Here is a 16,177-nt window from a genome sequence, read left to right as displayed (position 1 = left end):
CCTCAGACCATCGTCGGATCAGGCTCAAGCCCCATCAGCTCGCGGCCCAGGATCTGCGCGCAGACGTCGTAGTCGGTGTAGGCATGCGCCCCGGTCATATGCGCGTCGCGCCACAGCCGTTGCAGCTCGTTGTTCTCCATCCACGCGCCGCCACCGGCCGCTTCGAACAAGCGGTCCACGGCCTGGATGCACATCTTCACCGCGTACGCCTGGTTGGTGCGCCAGAACGCCAGGGTGTCCTTGGACGGGTACACATGGCGTTCGCCGTGTTCGGCATGTTCCTGCCAAGTCTTTTCGAGAAACGCGCGAGCCGCCGCCACTTGGTGCGTGGACTCGGCCAGGCGCATCAGGGCCGGGGTGGCCGCGCCGACCTGGGCACCGGTGTAGGCACGCACGCGGTTGCGGGTCTTGTCGCGGAACGCTTCCAGCATCCGCTCGGCCACGCCGAGGCTGACGGTGGAGAAACCGCTGGCGAAATACGGGCGATACGGCGTGTAGTAGATCTTGCTGTCGGGGTACAGGCCAAACCCGGCGGATTTGCCTTCCATCATGTCCTTGGCCTTTTGGATGCGATGGTTGGGCACAAACACGTTGTCGACGCTCAGCGTCTTGGTGCCGCTGCCACGCATGCCCAGTGCAAACCAGTCATCCAGGATCTGGTAATCACTGCGTGGCAACACTGCGAAGCAGTAGTCCTGGCCTCCTTCGGTGTTGTGCCGACGGCAGCCCATGATCGCCCATTCAGCGTGGTCGCTGCCGCTGCTCCAGCCCATCTGGCCGCTGAACAACACGCCACCCTCGACCTCCTCGACCTTGCCGAACGGCGCGATGCTGCTGCTGGCAGTGGCGTCGGGGTTTTCCAGCCATAACTCGTCCTGCATTTGCTTGGAAAACATCGCCAACTGGTGGCTGTGGGTGCACAGCAAACTCATCGCCCAAGCGGTGCTGGCACAGGCTCCGGCCAGCAAGGCGATGCAGTCACAGAACGCCGGCAGAGACATCTCCAGTCCACCATAAACGCGGGGCTGGAAGGCACGGTGCAGGCCGATGCTTTTGAGCAAGGCGATGTTTTGTTCTGGCACTTTCCGATCTTTCTCGGCCTGCGTTGCATTGGCCGCGATGGTCGGCAGCAGGGCCTTGAGGTCTTCAAGCAAGGGGTTGGGCTGTTGCATGGGACACCTGTTGTTATTGGAGTTGGTGTCCAGTATTGCCAGCGTAGGTCAGGGGCGGAATGGATGTTCCATGGGGACGCTTGTACTTTCCATAGGGCTACTTGAACCCGCCTTGGGTCGCACGGTATTCACCCGGTGCCATGTGCGCGTAACGCTGGAAAAAACGACTGAAATACGCCGGGTCCTTGAAGCCCAGGCGGTAGCAGATTTCATTCGACGAATGCCCGGTGAACAACAGCAGCCGCTTGGCTTCCTGCATCAAGCGCTCCAGCACCAGGCGCTTGGACGACAACGCCGCGACGCGTCGGCAAATATCATTCAGGCGTGCTTCGCTGACCCCCAGGCTACTGGCGTACACCGCCAGCGGCAGGTGTTCCAGATAGCGCTCTTCAATCAGCGCATTGAAGCGATAAAACACCTGCAGGTCCTCATGCCGCGCCGGACGCGCCGCCAGCGTCTGCCCAGCCAAGCGGAACAGGCCGGTCATGATCAACCGCGTCAGCGCCTCAAGCGCCGGCCCACGGCCTACGGCGCGGCCATCGAATTCACGGCGCAGTTCATCCAGCAGCAGGCTCAGGCGCTCGGCTTCGGGCTTGAACGCGGCGTCGAGCTTGTCCAACGCCACGCACACCGGCGCCATACTCGGTGCAGGTGCCAGGCTCGGGTCCTGTTCCAACAGGCTCCATACCAACTGCTGCTTGACCGTCAGCACATGGCCTTCGCTGTCGGGCTCGGTGGCGAAGGAATGGGGGATGGTAGGCGGCGTGAGGAAAAACATCGGCCCGCGTTCGACGTATTGCTGGTCATCCAGGTACACCCGCACCGCACCGTTTTTCACGTAGTGCATCTGGAAAAACCGGTCGTGCCGATGCACCGGCATATTGCGCCCGAAGAACCCCGCAAGGTTGCTGAGGCGGTCGTAGTGGATGTCGGCGTCGCTGTAACGCTGGTCATAGACTTGGCCGATATTGATGTTGGGAATCGGCGAACGCTCGGTGATCATGGAAACTCTGCTCTTCTTGTTGTAGGCGCTGCACGGCCGCAAGGATGCACCCGCTCAAGGTATCAGCGCACCACAACAAAGCAACAGCCTCTCTTCGGTGCACGTTCAGTGCCCTATCGCCCGTCCTGAATCCTCCCTCTCCCGTAAATCAAAGGCCCCGGAGAATTGGCACACTTCATGCCTCTGTATATTTATTCAAGCTACTTGAATGAAATTACCGACCTTTCAAGGGGAATGACGATGATGCGATTCACGTTAAAAGCACTGTCCTTGTCGCTGGCTGCGCTGTGCAGTGTGTCCGTGGCCCACGCCGACGATCTGTTGCAGCGGATCAAGCAGAAAAACGAGATTGTGGTGGCGACGGAAGCGCGTTTCGCGCCATTCGAATCCGTTGAGAACGGCAAGATCGTCGGCTACGGCGCCGACCTGATGCACTACGTGCTCGACGCCGACCTGCCGGGGGTCAAGGTGCGCCAGTTGGACCTGCCCTTCCAGGGCATCCTGCCGGGCCTGGACACCAAGAAGTTCGACTTCGTGGTCACCTCGGTCACCGTCAACAAGGCACGCTTCGAACAGTTCGCCTTTACCGTGCCGATTGCCGAATCCACCGTGGCCTTGCTCAAGCGCGCCGACGACGCGGGCATCAAGAGCCTGGCCGACCTCAACGGCCGTGTGATCGGATCACAAGCTGGCTCCGGCCAACTGGCAGTGTTGCAGGCCCTGGATACCAAGCTCAAGGCCGAAGGCCAGCCGGGCCTCAAGCGCATCAAGGAATACGTCGGCTTTGACGAAGCCTATGCCGATTTGGCCACCGGTCGCCTCGACGGCGTGGCCCAATCACTGTCCAACCTCGGCCCGCTGATGAAGGCCCGTCCGGGCGTGTTCAGTACCCTGCCTGAGATGGTCGGCCCAGTGACCTACTTCGGTTGGGTCGGCCGCAAAGACGCCGACAGCGCCAGCCTGGTCAAACTGTTCAGCGACGGCATCGCCCGCGCCTCGAAGGATGGCACCCTCAAGACCCTGCAAGACAAGTGGTTCGGCTTCACCATGCAACTGCCGACCGACGCCATGCCGGTGCCGAGCATCTGATGAACGATTTCAGCAGCCGTCTCGCCCTGTATTGGCCGGCCTTGCTCGAGGGCGCATGGACCACGTTGTGGCTGTGCATCATCGGCATGCTGCTGGGTTTTGTGCTGGGAGTGCTCATTCACCTGTTGGCCAACGGCCACAGCCGGGTGGGCGTGGCGTTTACCCGGGTCTACGTGAGTTTCTTTCGCGGCACGCCAATGCTGGCGCAACTGCTGTTGCTGTTTTACCTGCCGTCGGCCTTGGGCCTGGACATTCCACCCATGGTCGCCGCAGCGGCGGCGCTGGCCTTGAACACGGCGGCCTACCAGTCGCAGATCCTCAGCAGCGGTTTTGCGGCGATCCCGCGTGGGCAACTGGAAGCGGCATCGATCTTTGCCCTGGGCAAGTACAACACCCTGGTGCACATCCAGTTGCCCCAAGTGCTGCGCCTGACCTTGCCGGCGCTGATTTCCGAGCTGATCGATGTAATCAAGGTGTCGGCGGTGGTCTCGGTGATTTCCATCACCGACCTGATGCGCGTCAGCCAACAGCTGGTGTCGCAGACCTATCGTCCGCTTGAGGTGTACCTGGTGGCAGCGCTGTTTTACCTGGTGCTGACCAGCCTGCTGAGCGTGCTCGGCAGCCTGTTGGAACGCCGCTGGAAGGAGCGCACCTGATGCAGGATGTATTGAGTTACCTGCCGGATTTTGCCGACGCACTGCTGGTGACCCTGGGCATCAGCCTGGCTGCCGCCGTGATCGGTTTGGCCCTGGGCTTCGGCCTGAACGCCTTGCGCCTGCGGGTGCCGGGGTTTGCCCTGGTGTACCGCGTGTATGTGTGGCTGATCCGTGGCACGCCGTTTTTGGCGCAACTGGCGGTGATCTATTTCGGCTTGCCGGCGATAGGCCTGCGCCTGGAGGCGGTGGAGGCCAGCGTCCTCGCGTTGGCGCTGTACAGCGCAGCGTATTTCGCCGAGTTGTTCCGCTCTGCCTGGGCCAGCGTGCCCCACGGCCAGGTGGAAGCGGCGCGGGTGCACGGCCTGTCGCAACGCCAGGTGTTCTGGCATGTGCAAGCGCCCCAGGCACTGGCCTTCGCCCTGCCCTTGCTGGGCAACCAAGTGATCTTGACCATCAAGGAAAGCGCCGTGACCTCGATCATCACCGTGCCGGAACTGACGCTGACCGCCGGGCGCATCGTGTCCACCACCTTTTCCTATGTCATGCCCTACGCCCTGCTGGTGTTGAGCTACTGGCTGCTGACCACCACGGTCGCGGCGGTAGCCCGCAGCCTGGCGCGGCGCATGACCCGTCATCTACGAGGCTGACCGGATGAGCAACCTACCGCTTCTTGAACTGCGCGGCGTCGGCAAGTCCTATGGCGCCAACCGCGTACTGCGCGGCTTTGACCTGCAGGTGCAGGCCGGTGAAATCGTCTCGCTGATCGGGCCTTCGGGTTCGGGCAAGACCACCGCCCTGCGCTGCATGAACTTCCTGGAACGCTACGACGAAGGCGAAGTGTGGATCGACGGCCAACTGCTGGGCTACAGCGGCCCTGGCCGGCAAGTCAGCGATTGCGACAGCGAAGCCAAGGTCGATGAAGTGCGCAACCCGTTGTCGATGGTGTTCCAGCAATTCAACCTGTGGCCGCACATGAGCGTGCGCGAAAACGTCATGGCCCCGCTGGTACTGGGCAAGCGCATGGCCAAGTCCGAAGCACGCACCTTGGCCGATCATGCACTGGCCCGCGTCGGCCTGGCCGCCAAGGCCGATGCCTACCCGGCGCGGCTGTCGGGCGGCCAGCAGCAACGCGTCGGCATTGCCCGCGCACTGGCGGTGAAACCACGCCTGATGCTGCTGGACGAGCCCACCTCGGCCCTCGACCCGGAGCTGGTGGAAGAAGTGCTGCAAGTGATCCGCAGCCTCGCCGACGACGGCATGACCATGGTCATGGTCACCCACGAGATGAGCTTCGCCGCGCAGATTTCCGATGTGGTGGTGTTTATGGAAGCCGGGCAGATCATCGAGACCGGCGCGCCCCAAGGGCTGTTCAATGCGCCGAAGACCGAGCGCCTGCAACAGTTCCTCAAACCCTGGTTCAACCGCAGCCTGCAGGTGACGTCATGACCGCACTCGCCGTTTCATCCACGCGCTTGCAAGGCCTGCTGGATACCCTGGCCACCTTCGGCCCCAGCGCCAATGGCGGCATGAACCGCCAGGCCTTGTCGGAAGAAGATCTCCAGGCCCGCGCCTGGCTGATCGACGAAGCGCGCAAGCTCGGCTGCACCGTGTGGACCGACGCTTGCGCCAACCTGTTTTTGCGCCGTGACGGCCGTGAAGACCTGCCGCCGGTGATGACCGGCAGCCACATCGACACCCAACCCACCGGCGGCACGCTGGACGGGTGCTACGGCGTCATGGCCGGCCTCGAATGCCTGCATGCCTTGCACGACGCCAATGTGCTCACCCGCCGCCCCATCGAAGTGGTGGTCTGGACCAACGAAGAAGGCAGCCGTTTCAGCCCCGGTGCCATGGGGTCCAGCGCCTACATCGAACCGGCGCGGCTGGCTGCCTATCGCAACAATTTGGACAAGGACGGCGTGTCGGTGGGCCAGGCACTGGACGCCCACGCCCTGCGATTTGCCGACATCCCGTTGCGCGACAAGATCCAAACCCACGCCTTCGTCGAACTGCATATCGAACAAGGCCCGGTGCTGGAACAGGCCGATATCCCCCTGGGCGTGGTCTCGGGCATCCAAGGCGTGCGCTGGTACCAGGTGCGCTGCACAGGCGCCTCGGCCCACGCCGGCACCACGCCGCACGCGATGCGCAACGATGCGATGCTGCTGGCGATGAACACTGTCCGGCACATCGATGCACTGGCAGACACACTGGCGCGCGACGACAAGCGCCTGACCTTCGGCCGCTGGAATGTGTTCCCCAATGCGATCAATACGATTGCCGGCGAAGTCACCTTCAGCATCGATTTCCGCCACGCTGATCCGGCCGTCCTCGCGGCGTTCGATGCACAGTTGAGCGATTGCCTGCCGGCCACGGCCGAGCTGACAAGCCTGTTCAGCCATGCGCCCACCGCGTTCGACCCCAAGATCCTCAGCGTACTGGAGCAAGCCTGCGACGCCTCCGGCCTGCCCTGGGAAACCCTGCGTTCCGGCGCGTTCCACGACGCCATGTACCTCGCCGAGCACTGCCCCACCGCCATGCTGTTCGTCCCCAGCCGCGACGGCATCAGCCACAACCCGTTGGAATTCACCGAACCCACGCAACTGCTGGCGGGCGCCCAGGCTCTGGCCTGGAGCCTGGTTGCACTTGCCGAACAACCCTGAACCCATAGGAATCTTTATGAGCCACGCTACCCACAGCCACGACTACCCAGCCTGCTGCCAACCCGACAACGGCGACTCCCTGGGCATCAACGCCACTCTCAAGGAACCGATCTCGCTGGACGGCACCCCGGTGCTCGGCGAAACCTACACCGTACCCGCGCGCTGCGGCCGCGCCGTGCGCCTCAAGGCCGGTGAAGTGATCAAGATCGTCAACACCCACGGCACCCAGGTGTGCGACACCTGGCTGTTCAACAGTGAAGACCTGAGCGAATTCCTCTCCATGGAACACGCCCGCGCCCACTGCAACAGCATCATCCCCAAGGCCGGCGATGAGCTGTTCAGCAACCGCCGCCGCAGCATCGGCACCCTGCTCGTCGACACCTCACCGGGCATCCACGACACCCTGATGGCCGCCTGCGACCTGCATCGCTACACCAACCTCGGCGTGGTGGGGTATCACGACAGTTGCGCCGACAACATGCGCCTGGCCCTGGCCGCCATCGGCCTGCGCTCGCATGAAGTGCCGCAGCCGTTCAACCTGTGGATGAACATTCCGGTCAAGCCGGACTACAGCGTCGAGTGGCTGCCACCGGTGTCCAAGGCCGGTGACTACGTGGAGATCCGCGCCGAGATGGATGTGGTGGTGGTGATGTCGGCCTGCCCGCAGGACATCGTGCCGATCAACGACCTGAACCCGGTAGAAGTGACCTTCTCGGTTCACGCCTGACTAGACGACAGGCATCCGTGACCCTAGGATGCCTGTCGCACCATTGAATGCCCCTTTTCACCCGAGGCCTGCATGTCCACACCCAGCAAACCGCCCGTCACCAAACCCCTGCATTCCGATGGTTTGCCCAGCCTGAGCGTGCGCCTGCGCCATGCGCGCAAAGTGGCCGGACTGACCCTCAAGCAAGTGGCAGTGGCCGCCGGTTGCTCCGAAAGCCTGATCTCCAAGCTGGAAAACGACGCCGCCTCGCCGTCCCTGGCCATGCTGCACCGCCTGGCCATCGCACTGGGCAGCAACGTGTCCGAGCTGACGTCTGAAGAGTGGGTATCCGAAGAGCCGGTACTGCGCGCCGGTGCGCGGCAGGTCAACCGCTTCGCCAATGGTGCGAAGAAAGGCTACATCGACCTGGAGCGTATTACCCACCTGCAAAAAGGCGGATTGTTGCAGGGTGATATCCATATCGTGTCGCCCGGCATGGTCAGTGAGATGATCGAGCATGCCGGTGAAGAAATGGGCTACGTGATCGAGGGCAGCCTGGAGCTGACGTTGGGTGAAACCACGTACACGTTGAACGCTGGAGATTCGTTCCACTTTCCGAGCAATGTGCCCCATGGTTATCGCAATGGGACTGACAGCGTTGTGCGCATTCTGTGGATCAACACGCCTGCTACCTTCTAACAAACGCGCACCTCAAACGTGCGTCGTTTCTACCCAGGTGACAATTTTAGGGGCGTCGCTACAGCCGCAAAAAACCAGGCTTTCCCTTTAGAAACATAAACATAAGGTTTATGGCCTGAAGCTTGCTTTTGAAACAGCGCCGCGCCTTGCGGTACTCGTTTCCCCCATCCCCTTGCGATGGGCGACCCAGCCTCAACGATGCGGCTGATGTCTCCAAGCGAAACGACTCACACATTCAGCCGACAGCGTCGTCGGTATGTGAAATCAGGCCCTCCTTCCCCCGCCTGCATTTCTTCCCAGACCTTTCCTCTTTCAGCGCACCTGCCCAAAGGCTGCGGTGGACGTTTGGGCCTGGGTTCCAGGAGTCTTCCGAATGGCTATGAATCGTCGTGCTTTCCTGCGTACGTCCGCTATTTCTGCTGCTGCATTGTCCACCTTGAGCTTGAAGAGTTTTTCGGCGTTTGCTGCCGATGACGCGATCAATATCGCCTCGCTCTACGACAACTCCGGTGGCCTGGACATCTATGGCAAGCCCATCGTCGACGCCCTCACCTTCGCCGTCGAAGAACTCAACGGCGCTGGCGGCCTGCTCGGTCGGCCGCTCAACCTGATCAAATACGACACCCAGTCGAACATGCAGCTCTACGCCCAATACGCCCAGCAGGCGGCCCTCAAGGACCGCGCCGCAGTGGTGCACGCCGGTATCACCTCGGCCTCACGGGAAGTGGTGCGCCCGGTGCTCGACCGCTACAAGACCCTGTACTTCTACAACAACCAATACGAAGGCGGCGTGTGTGACCGCAACGTGTTCGCCACCGGCGTCACCCCAGGCCAGACCGTGGAGAAGCTGGTGTCCCATGTCACGAAAAAGTGGGGCAAGAAGGTCTACATCGTCGCGGCCGACTACAACTACGGGCAGATCGTCACCGCCTGGGTGAAGAAGTATATCGAGCAAGCCGGTGGCGAAACCGTGGGCATCGAGTTCTTCCCGCTGGACGTGACCAACTTCGGCGCCACCATCTCGAAGATCCAGGAGGCCAAGCCGGACTTCGTCTGGTCCGCCTTGGTGGGTGGCGCGCACATGTCGTTCTACCGCCAATGGAAAGCCGCAGGCATGACCGGCAAGTTGCCGATTGCCTCCACCACCTTCGCTGGCGGCAACGAACACATCGTGCTCTCGCCAGAGGAATGCAATGGCATCCTGATCTGCCAGAACTATGTGCAGGAACTGGCCACGCTGCAGAACCAGGCGTTCGTCGAGCGTTTCCACAAACGCTTTGGCGCCGACTACCCCTACATCACCGAACTGGCCATGGGTGCCTACCAAGGCATGATGCTGTGGGCCGAAGGTGTGCGCCAAGCTGGCACGGTGGAGCGCATGGCCGTGACCCAGGCCCTGGAAAAAGGCATCAGCCTGGACCTGCCCAGCGGCAAGGTCAGCGTTGACCCGGCCACCCACCACTGCGTGCTCGACGTGCATATCGCCGAGGTGCGCGACCGCCGCCTGGAAGTGGTCGAAAGCTTTGCCCAACAAGCGCCGTCCGACACCGCCGCCGTGTGCGATTTGGTGAAGAACCCGCGTGACGCCAAACAATACAGCATCGCGCTGTAAGGAGGCCGACATGGATTGGGCTGCCATTTTCTCCCTGCAAATCGTGGGCGCCATCGCCACGCTGGTGCTGTTGAGCATCGGCCTGGCGGTGGTATTCGGGATGATGAAGATCATCAACCTGGCCCACGGTGAATTCATGATGCTCGGCGGTTACGTCGCCGTGCTCGCCACCCACCACCTGCATGTGCCCATCTGGATTTCGATCCTGGTGCTGGCGCCTTTGACCGTGGGGTTGTTCGGCATGCTGGTGGAGCGCCTGCTGGTGCGTCACCTGTATGGCCGCATGATCGACACCATGCTCGCCACCTGGGGCCTGAGCCTGGCGCTCACTGGCGCCGCCACCATGCTGTTTGGCAACACCACGGTGGGCATTAGCTCGCCGTTGCCGGGCATCAGCATCGGCGCTTATCAAACCAGCGGCTACGGCCTGTTTGTGATCGGCGTGGCGGTGGCCGTACTGCTGGGCATGTGGGCGCTGCTGCGCTTTACCCACTTTGGCCTGTGTGCCCGCGCCACCATGCAAAACGCCAAGATGGCGGCGGCGTTGGGGGCCAATCCGGGGCGCATCTACAGCCTCACGTTTGGCCTGGGCGCGGCGCTGGCCGGTCTGGGTGGTGCGGTGTTGGCGCCGCTTACCGGAGTGATTCCGACCTTGGGCGCCAGCTACATCGCCAAGGCGTTTATCACCGTGATCGGCGGCGGCAGTGCGGTAATCACCGGCACGCTGAGCGCCGCCGCTGGCTTTGGGGTGATCAGCCAGGTGGTGACGTTCTTCAGCACCCCGGTATTCGGTGAAGTGGCATTGCTGTTGGCGGCCATTGTGTTGATCCGGGTTCTGCCCCAGGGCATTACCGGTCGTTTCTTTCGGAGGGCGTTCTGATGCCTGTTGATACCCGCACCCTGCTACCGGTGCTCGGCTGCGCCCTGGCCGCCGTGCTGGTGGCGGTCCTGCCGCAGTGGCTGGACCTGTTTACCTTATTGTCCCTGACCATCTACCTGGTGATGGCGCTGTTGGCCTTGAGCCTGGCGTTTATCTGGGGGTTTGGCGGCATCCTGTGCTTTGGCCAGGCGGCGTTTTTCGGCCTGGGGGCCTACGCCTATGCCATCGGTGTGCTCAACATCGGCGACAGCACCTGGCCGGTGTTGCTGGCCATCGCCGTACCCGCGCTGGTGGCGGCGGCCATGGGCTACTTCATGTTCTACGGCGGCATCAGTGACGTGTACCTGGGGGTGATTACCCTTGCGGTCACCTTGATTTTGTTCAATGTGATGAACTCCACGTCCGGCGCCGAGTACCACATCGGCAGTGCCTTGCTCGGTGGCTTCAACGGCATCCCGGCAATTCCCACGTTGAATGTGCCGTTCAACCCGGACCGTGTGCTGGAGCCGGAAACCCTGTTCCAGGTGATCGGTGGCGCGTTGATCCTCTGCTACCTGGGCCTGCGCGCACTGCTCGCCAGTCGCTTCGGCAAGGTGGTGGTAGCGATTCGCGAGAACGAACAACGCGCCGGTCTGCTGGGCTATGACACGCGCCTGCATAAGCTGATCGTATTCAGCCTGGGTGGTGGCATCGCCGGGCTGGCGGGTTGTCTGTTCGCCAACTGGGGCGCGTTTGTCAGCCCTGGCGTGTTCGGGCTGGCGCAGTCGGCGCAGATCATCATCTGGGTGATCGTCGGCGGGCGCGGCACCTTGTTCGGGCCGATCCTGGCATGCATCGGCATTCAGGCGCTGATGGCGCGACTGGGTGAGCAACAGCAGGTGGACAGCGGCTTCGTACTGGGCCTGATTCTGCTCGCCTTCGTGATGTTGCTGCCGCGTGGTTTGCTGCCGACCTTGAGCGGTTGGGTATCCCGTGTTTTCCAACGTCGCCAGCAAGCGCTGCCGGCACAGGAGCGTGCACTATGAGCCTGTTGCAAACCCAAGGTTTGGGCGTCAGCTTCGGCGGCGTACATGCGGTGAAGGCAGTGGATTTCACCCTGGAAAGCGGCGAACTGCGCTGCCTGATCGGCCCCAATGGCGCCGGCAAAAGCACCTTTTTCAAGATGCTCAGCGGCCAGCTCAAACCCACCCGTGGCGTGTGCCACTTCAAGGGCCAGCGCATTTCAGGGCTGGCACCGCATAAAGTCGCCCAGCTCGGCATCGGCATCAAGACCCAGGCCCCCAGCGTGTTCGACGGTCTGGATGTGCTGGAAAACCTGCGCCTGGCCGCCAGTCGCCGACAATCACCTGGCGAGGCACGCGCCACCGCCGAAGAGACCCTGCAACGCATCGGCCTGAGCGAGTTGCGCACGCGCCTAGTGGGCGATTTGGCCCACGGCCAACGCCAGTGGGTGGAGCTGGGGATGATTCTCGCCTCGCGCCCGGAGTTGGTGCTGCTGGATGAACCGGCGGCGGGTATGACCTACCAGGAAGTGCGCAAGACCGCCGCACTGATCAAGGAAATCAACGCCCACAGCACCGTGGTGGTAGTGGAGCACGACATGGAATTTATCCGCCTGATCGCCGGCACTGTCACCGTGTTCAACCAAGGCGCGATCCTGGCCCAAGGCAGTTTTGCCGACGTGACCCAAGACCCCGCTGTGCGCGAAGCGTACCTGGGCAAGCAGGAGATCAAACATGCTTGAAGTCATTGGTTTATCCGCCGGTTACGGACGTATTCCGGTGCTGCGCGACATTCGCTTGAGCTGCGCTGCCAATACCTGCGTGGGCGTGCTGGGGCGCAATGGCATGGGCAAGACCACCTTGCTGCGCGCGCTGATGGGGGAAATTCCCGCCATGGCGGGCAGCCTGCATTTCGATGGCGAGGACTTGAGCCGCGCCGCCGCCCACCAGCGCGCCCGCGCCGGTATCGGCTATGTGCCCCAAGGTCGGCAGATTTTCCCGTTCCTGAGCGTGCGTGAAAACCTGCGCATGGGCTGCGTGAAGGACTTTGCCAAGGCCGACGCCACCATCGAACGCATCCTCGCGTACTTCCCGCGCCTGCAACGCCTGCTCGACCAACCCGGTGGCGCGCTGTCCGGCGGTGAACAGCAACTGCTGGCCCTGGCCCGCTGCCTGTGCGGCGAGCCGAACATCATTCTGCTGGACGAGCCCACCGAAGGCATCCAGCCCTCGATCTGCGACGAAATCATCGAAACCCTGCAGCGGCTACGAGTGGAACAAAACCTGGCGGTGATCCTGGTGGAACAGGACATTGAATTCTTGAGTGCCTTGTCCGACCGCATCCTGATCATCGAGAACGGCCAACTGGTGGACGAGGTCGACCCGGCCCACACCAGTGCCGAGGCTATCGCCGAGCGCTTCATGGGCTTTCATGCATAAGGAACCTGCTATGTCGATTCAACGCCCTACCCTGGCCGACCTCACTGAAGTCAGCCGCAGCCTTGGCCTGGAACTGGCCGAGCCGCTGCTGAATGAGTACGCACACATCCTCGAAGCTGTGTGGCAGGACTACGACCGCCTCGATGCCATCGCCACCCCGCCCGCGCCGCCCCGCTACCCACGCGGGCCCGGCCAAGTGCCGCAACACAACCCCTACAACGCCTGGTACGTGCGCACCGATATCCAGGGCGCCGCCACCGGCAAGCTGGCCGGCAAGCGCGTGGCGCTCAAGGACAATATCTGCCTGGCCGGCGTGCCGATGATGAATGGGGCCTCCACCCTGCACGGCTATGTGCCGGACATCGACGCCACCGTGGCCACCCGCGTGCTGGACGCCGCCGGGCAGATCCTCGGCAAAGCCCATTGCGAGTTTTTCTGTGTGTCGGGCAGCAGCCATACCAACGCCACCGGTGCGGTGCACAACCCGCGCAATCCGGGGCATTCCACCGGCGGCTCGTCGTCGGGCTGCGCTGCGCTGATTGCCGCCGGCGAAGTGGACCTGGGCATCGGCACCGACCAAGGCGGCTCGGTGCGCATTCCGGCGGCCTATTCAGGGATTTATGGAATGAAGCCAACCCACGGGTTGATCCCCTACACCGGCATCATGCCCATCGAAATGACCCTGGACCACGCCGGGATCATGAGCGCCAACCTGGCCGACAACGCCCTGATGCTGGAGGTGCTGGCCGGCACCGACGGCCTCGACCCGCGCCAGGATCGGGTGGTGCCTACCGAGGCCTACACCCAGGCCTTGGGCAAAGGCTGCAAGGGGTTGCGCATCGGCGTGGTGCGCGAGGGCTTCGGCCACGCCAACTCCGAAGCCGATGTGGACGCGGCGGTGCGGCGTGCTGCGGCGATGTTCGAAGGCCTCGGCGCCAGGGTCGAGGGCATCTCGATCCCGCTGCACGCCCTGGGTCACGCCATCTGGACCCCGATTGCAGTAGAAGGCACCACCCAATTGCTGCGCGGCTACAATTACGGCTCGAACTGGAAAGGCCTGTATGTGGAAAGCCTGATGCGCGCCCAACAGGACTGGCACAGCAAGGCCGGGCAATTTCCCCACGACCTTAAAACTTGCCTGCTGGCCGGCGGGTATGCCTACCAGCGCTTTGGCGGCCAGTACTACGCCAAGGCCCAGAACGCCGCCCGACAACTGCGTGCGGCTTACGACCAGCACTTGCAGGATTTCGACGTGTTGCTGATGCCCACCGTGCCGCTCAAGGCGCCCAAACTGCCCACAGCAGACGCTTCGCCCAGCGAGTGGGTGCAACGGGCCCTGGAAATGAACGCCAACACCGCGCCATTCGACGTGACCGGCCACCCTGCGCTGTCGATCCCCTGCGGGCTTGCCAGTGGCCTGCCGGTAGGCATGATGCTGGTGGCGCGGGATTACGATGAAGCCATGCTGTACCAAGTGGCGCACGCGTTTGAACAACATATCGACTGGGAAAGCCTGACGTCATGAGCACCCCTGACTACAAAGTCGGCCTGCTGTTTTCCCAGAGCAGCCTCACCGCTGCCTCGGAAACCACCCAGGCCAATGCCACTCACCTGGCCATCGCCGAGGTCAACGACGCGGGCGGCATCCATGGCCGGTTGCTGGTGCCGGTAGATGGCCACCCCGGCGCCGAGCCTGCGGACTATCGCGACAGCGCCGTGCGCCTGTGTGACGAACACCAGGTGCAAGTGCTGTTCGGTACTCATATGTCGAGCACGCGCAAAACCGTGCTGCCGGTGGTCGAGAGCCGTCGCCGCCTGCTGTTCTACCCCACGCTCTATGAAGGGTTTGAATACTCGCCGTGGTGTTATTACACCGGCTCGGCACCGAACCAGAACTCGGTGCAACTGGCGCGCTATGTACTGGAACACTTCGGCAACCGCGTGCTGTTTGTTGGCGGTTCCTACGTGTACCCGTTCGAGTCCAACCGCATCATGCGCGAGCTGTTCGAACAGGCCGGCGGCGAAGTGGTGGACGAGATCTACCTACCGTTCCACGCCACCGCCGAAGACTTCGAACGGGTGATGCAACAGGCGCGGGCCACGGCACCGGATGCGATCTACTCGACCATCGTCGGCAGCGATATCCCGGCGCTGCACCGGGCCTATCGCCAGGCTGGTTTCGATCCGGCGCGCATGCCCATCGTCAGCCTGGCCACCAACGAGGTGGATGTGTTGCGCATGAGCACCGAAGAGGCCGAAGGGCATGTGTCGGCGGCACCGTGGTTTTCCACCTTGCAGACGCCCGCCAGCCAAGCCTTCTTGGCGCGTTATCGGGCGCGTTTTGGTGATGAAGCACCGCTGACAGCGGGGGCCGAGGCCGCGTATTTCCAGGTGCATCTGTTCGCCGAAGCAGCGCGGCGCGCAGAGGGTGGATCTATCGAAGCACTGCGCCAGGCGTTGGCCGGTGCGCAGTTCGACGCGCCCCAGGGCCGCGTGCAGATCGACGCCGACACCCAACACACCTGGCTCTGGCCACGCATTGCCCGCCTGGACCACCAGCGCCGTTTCGAGCTGGTGGTGCAAAGCGAGCATCCGGTCAAACCCAGCCCCTATATGGTCGACTACCAACTGGATGGGCAGCCATGAGCGGCAGCAGCGCACCTTCATTGCTGCGCGAACTCAAGGGCCTGCGCGTGCTGGTGATTCACCCGGTGGACGCCGAAGCCCGCGTGGTACTGGACCAGTTGCAGCGCATCGGCTGCATCGTCGAGCAATGCTGGCCAGTGCCCGCGCACTTGCCGGAACACACCGACGTGGTGCTGCTGGCCGTGGAACTCAGCCAGCGCCTGAACACCCAGGCGCTGGTGGAAGGCCTCAGCGAACAGGCGCCGCCGATCATCGCTGTGGTGGGCTATGAAAACCCCTCGATGCTGCAACTGGTGCTGGAAACCCAGCCGGCTGCGGTCATCGAGCGCCCGCTTCGGCCGTTCGGCCTGTTGACCCAATTGCTGATGGCTCGCGCTGCTTGGCGCGCACGCATCGACATGCTGGCACAACTGCGCAAGTTGCAGACTCGGCAACCGGCGGTTTCCAAGATTTCCATGGCCAAGGCCTTGCTCATGGCCCGCCATCGCATCGGTGAAAACGACGCCCACCGCCGCCTGCAACGGGATGCCATGGCCAGCCGCACCAGCATGGAGGCGGTGGCCCAAGCCATCATCGAAGCCGGCCTGCCCCCACTATCAGAATAAGCAGA

General features: G+C 62.9%; 17 protein-coding genes. 15 read left to right on the top strand and 2 right to left on the bottom strand.

The features are described from left to right. Positions 1 to 2: 2 nt before the first annotated feature. A complete protein-coding gene (locus tag HF257_RS23880) occupies positions 3 to 1,172 on the bottom strand; it encodes a p-hydroxyphenylacetate 3-hydroxylase oxygenase component (RefSeq protein WP_185710175.1) in 1,170 nt (389 codons plus the stop codon). Between the two features lie 97 nt (positions 1,173 to 1,269). Continuing rightward, complete coding sequence (hpaA, locus tag HF257_RS23875) at positions 1,270 to 2,172, bottom strand: 4-hydroxyphenylacetate catabolism regulatory protein HpaA (protein WP_185710231.1); 903 nt, start codon at positions 2,170 to 2,172, stop codon at positions 1,270 to 1,272. Between the two features lie 243 nt (positions 2,173 to 2,415). Between hpaA and HF257_RS23870 the strand changes: the two genes are divergently transcribed. The 15 genes from HF257_RS23870 to HF257_RS23800 all read left to right on the top strand — a co-directional run bounded on the left by HF257_RS23870 (position 2,416) and on the right by HF257_RS23800 (position 16,172). Then, positions 2,416 to 3,264 (top strand): transporter substrate-binding domain-containing protein, encoded by an 849-nt coding sequence (locus HF257_RS23870; protein WP_198913746.1) that lies wholly within the window; start codon positions 2,416 to 2,418, stop codon positions 3,262 to 3,264. Next, positions 3,264 to 3,920, top strand: coding sequence for an amino acid ABC transporter permease (locus HF257_RS23865; protein WP_185710173.1), 657 nt, complete (start codon positions 3,264 to 3,266; stop codon positions 3,918 to 3,920). Before HF257_RS23870 ends, HF257_RS23865 begins: the two co-directional genes overlap by 1 nt. Further along, entirely contained in the window at positions 3,920 to 4,567 is a 648-nt protein-coding gene (locus tag HF257_RS23860; protein ID WP_185710172.1) for an amino acid ABC transporter permease, read from the top strand. Before HF257_RS23865 ends, HF257_RS23860 begins: the two co-directional genes overlap by 1 nt. A gap of 4 nt (positions 4,568 to 4,571) precedes the next feature. Beyond that, positions 4,572 to 5,366 carry an amino acid ABC transporter ATP-binding protein gene (locus tag HF257_RS23855; RefSeq protein WP_185710171.1) on the top strand — a complete coding sequence of 265 codons (795 nt, stop codon included), beginning with the start codon at positions 4,572 to 4,574 and terminating at the stop codon, positions 5,364 to 5,366. Further along, entirely contained in the window at positions 5,363 to 6,583 is a 1,221-nt protein-coding gene (locus tag HF257_RS23850) for a M20 family metallo-hydrolase (RefSeq protein ID WP_185710170.1), read from the top strand. Before HF257_RS23855 ends, HF257_RS23850 begins: the two co-directional genes overlap by 4 nt. 16 nt (positions 6,584 to 6,599) lie before the next feature. Beyond that, entirely contained in the window at positions 6,600 to 7,310 is a 711-nt protein-coding gene (locus tag HF257_RS23845; RefSeq protein ID WP_185710169.1) for a DUF1989 domain-containing protein, read from the top strand. A 72-nt stretch (positions 7,311 to 7,382) separates the two neighbouring features. Then, the gene (locus HF257_RS23840; RefSeq protein WP_185710168.1) at positions 7,383 to 7,988 is read left to right on the top strand and encodes a cupin domain-containing protein; all 606 of its coding nucleotides are present in this window, start codon (positions 7,383 to 7,385) and stop codon (positions 7,986 to 7,988) included. Between the two features lie 373 nt (positions 7,989 to 8,361). Then, positions 8,362 to 9,600 (top strand): urea ABC transporter substrate-binding protein, encoded by a 1,239-nt coding sequence (locus tag HF257_RS23835; protein WP_185710167.1) that lies wholly within the window; start codon positions 8,362 to 8,364, stop codon positions 9,598 to 9,600. 10 nt (positions 9,601 to 9,610) lie between these two features. Beyond that, positions 9,611 to 10,480, top strand: coding sequence for an ABC transporter permease subunit (locus HF257_RS23830; RefSeq protein WP_185710166.1), 870 nt, complete (start codon positions 9,611 to 9,613; stop codon positions 10,478 to 10,480). Beyond that, the gene (locus HF257_RS23825) at positions 10,480 to 11,505 is read left to right on the top strand and encodes an ABC transporter permease subunit (RefSeq protein ID WP_185710165.1); all 1,026 of its coding nucleotides are present in this window, start codon (positions 10,480 to 10,482) and stop codon (positions 11,503 to 11,505) included. Before HF257_RS23830 ends, HF257_RS23825 begins: the two co-directional genes overlap by 1 nt. Beyond that, on the top strand, positions 11,502 to 12,224 hold the full coding sequence (locus tag HF257_RS23820) for an ATP-binding cassette domain-containing protein (RefSeq protein ID WP_185710164.1): 723 nt from the start codon (positions 11,502 to 11,504) through the stop codon (positions 12,222 to 12,224). The genes HF257_RS23825 and HF257_RS23820 overlap by 4 nt, the downstream gene beginning before the upstream one ends. Then, positions 12,217 to 12,921 (top strand): ABC transporter ATP-binding protein, encoded by a 705-nt coding sequence (locus HF257_RS23815; RefSeq protein WP_185710163.1) that lies wholly within the window; start codon positions 12,217 to 12,219, stop codon positions 12,919 to 12,921. The genes HF257_RS23820 and HF257_RS23815 overlap by 8 nt, the downstream gene beginning before the upstream one ends. A 10-nt stretch (positions 12,922 to 12,931) precedes the next feature. Further along, positions 12,932 to 14,446, top strand: coding sequence for an amidase (locus HF257_RS23810; RefSeq protein WP_185710162.1), 1,515 nt, complete (start codon positions 12,932 to 12,934; stop codon positions 14,444 to 14,446). After that, positions 14,443 to 15,567 carry a transporter substrate-binding domain-containing protein gene (locus tag HF257_RS23805; protein ID WP_185710161.1) on the top strand — a complete coding sequence of 375 codons (1,125 nt, stop codon included), beginning with the start codon at positions 14,443 to 14,445 and terminating at the stop codon, positions 15,565 to 15,567. Before HF257_RS23810 ends, HF257_RS23805 begins: the two co-directional genes overlap by 4 nt. Beyond that, on the top strand, positions 15,564 to 16,172 hold the full coding sequence (locus HF257_RS23800) for an ANTAR domain-containing response regulator (RefSeq protein WP_185710160.1): 609 nt from the start codon (positions 15,564 to 15,566) through the stop codon (positions 16,170 to 16,172). The genes HF257_RS23805 and HF257_RS23800 overlap by 4 nt, the downstream gene beginning before the upstream one ends. Positions 16,173 to 16,177: the final 5 nt, after the last annotated feature.

It is taken from the genome of Pseudomonas cremoris (assembly GCF_014230465.1).
Note: the sequence above shows the minus strand (reverse complement) of the source record. Positions and strands in the feature narration are given on the sequence as shown.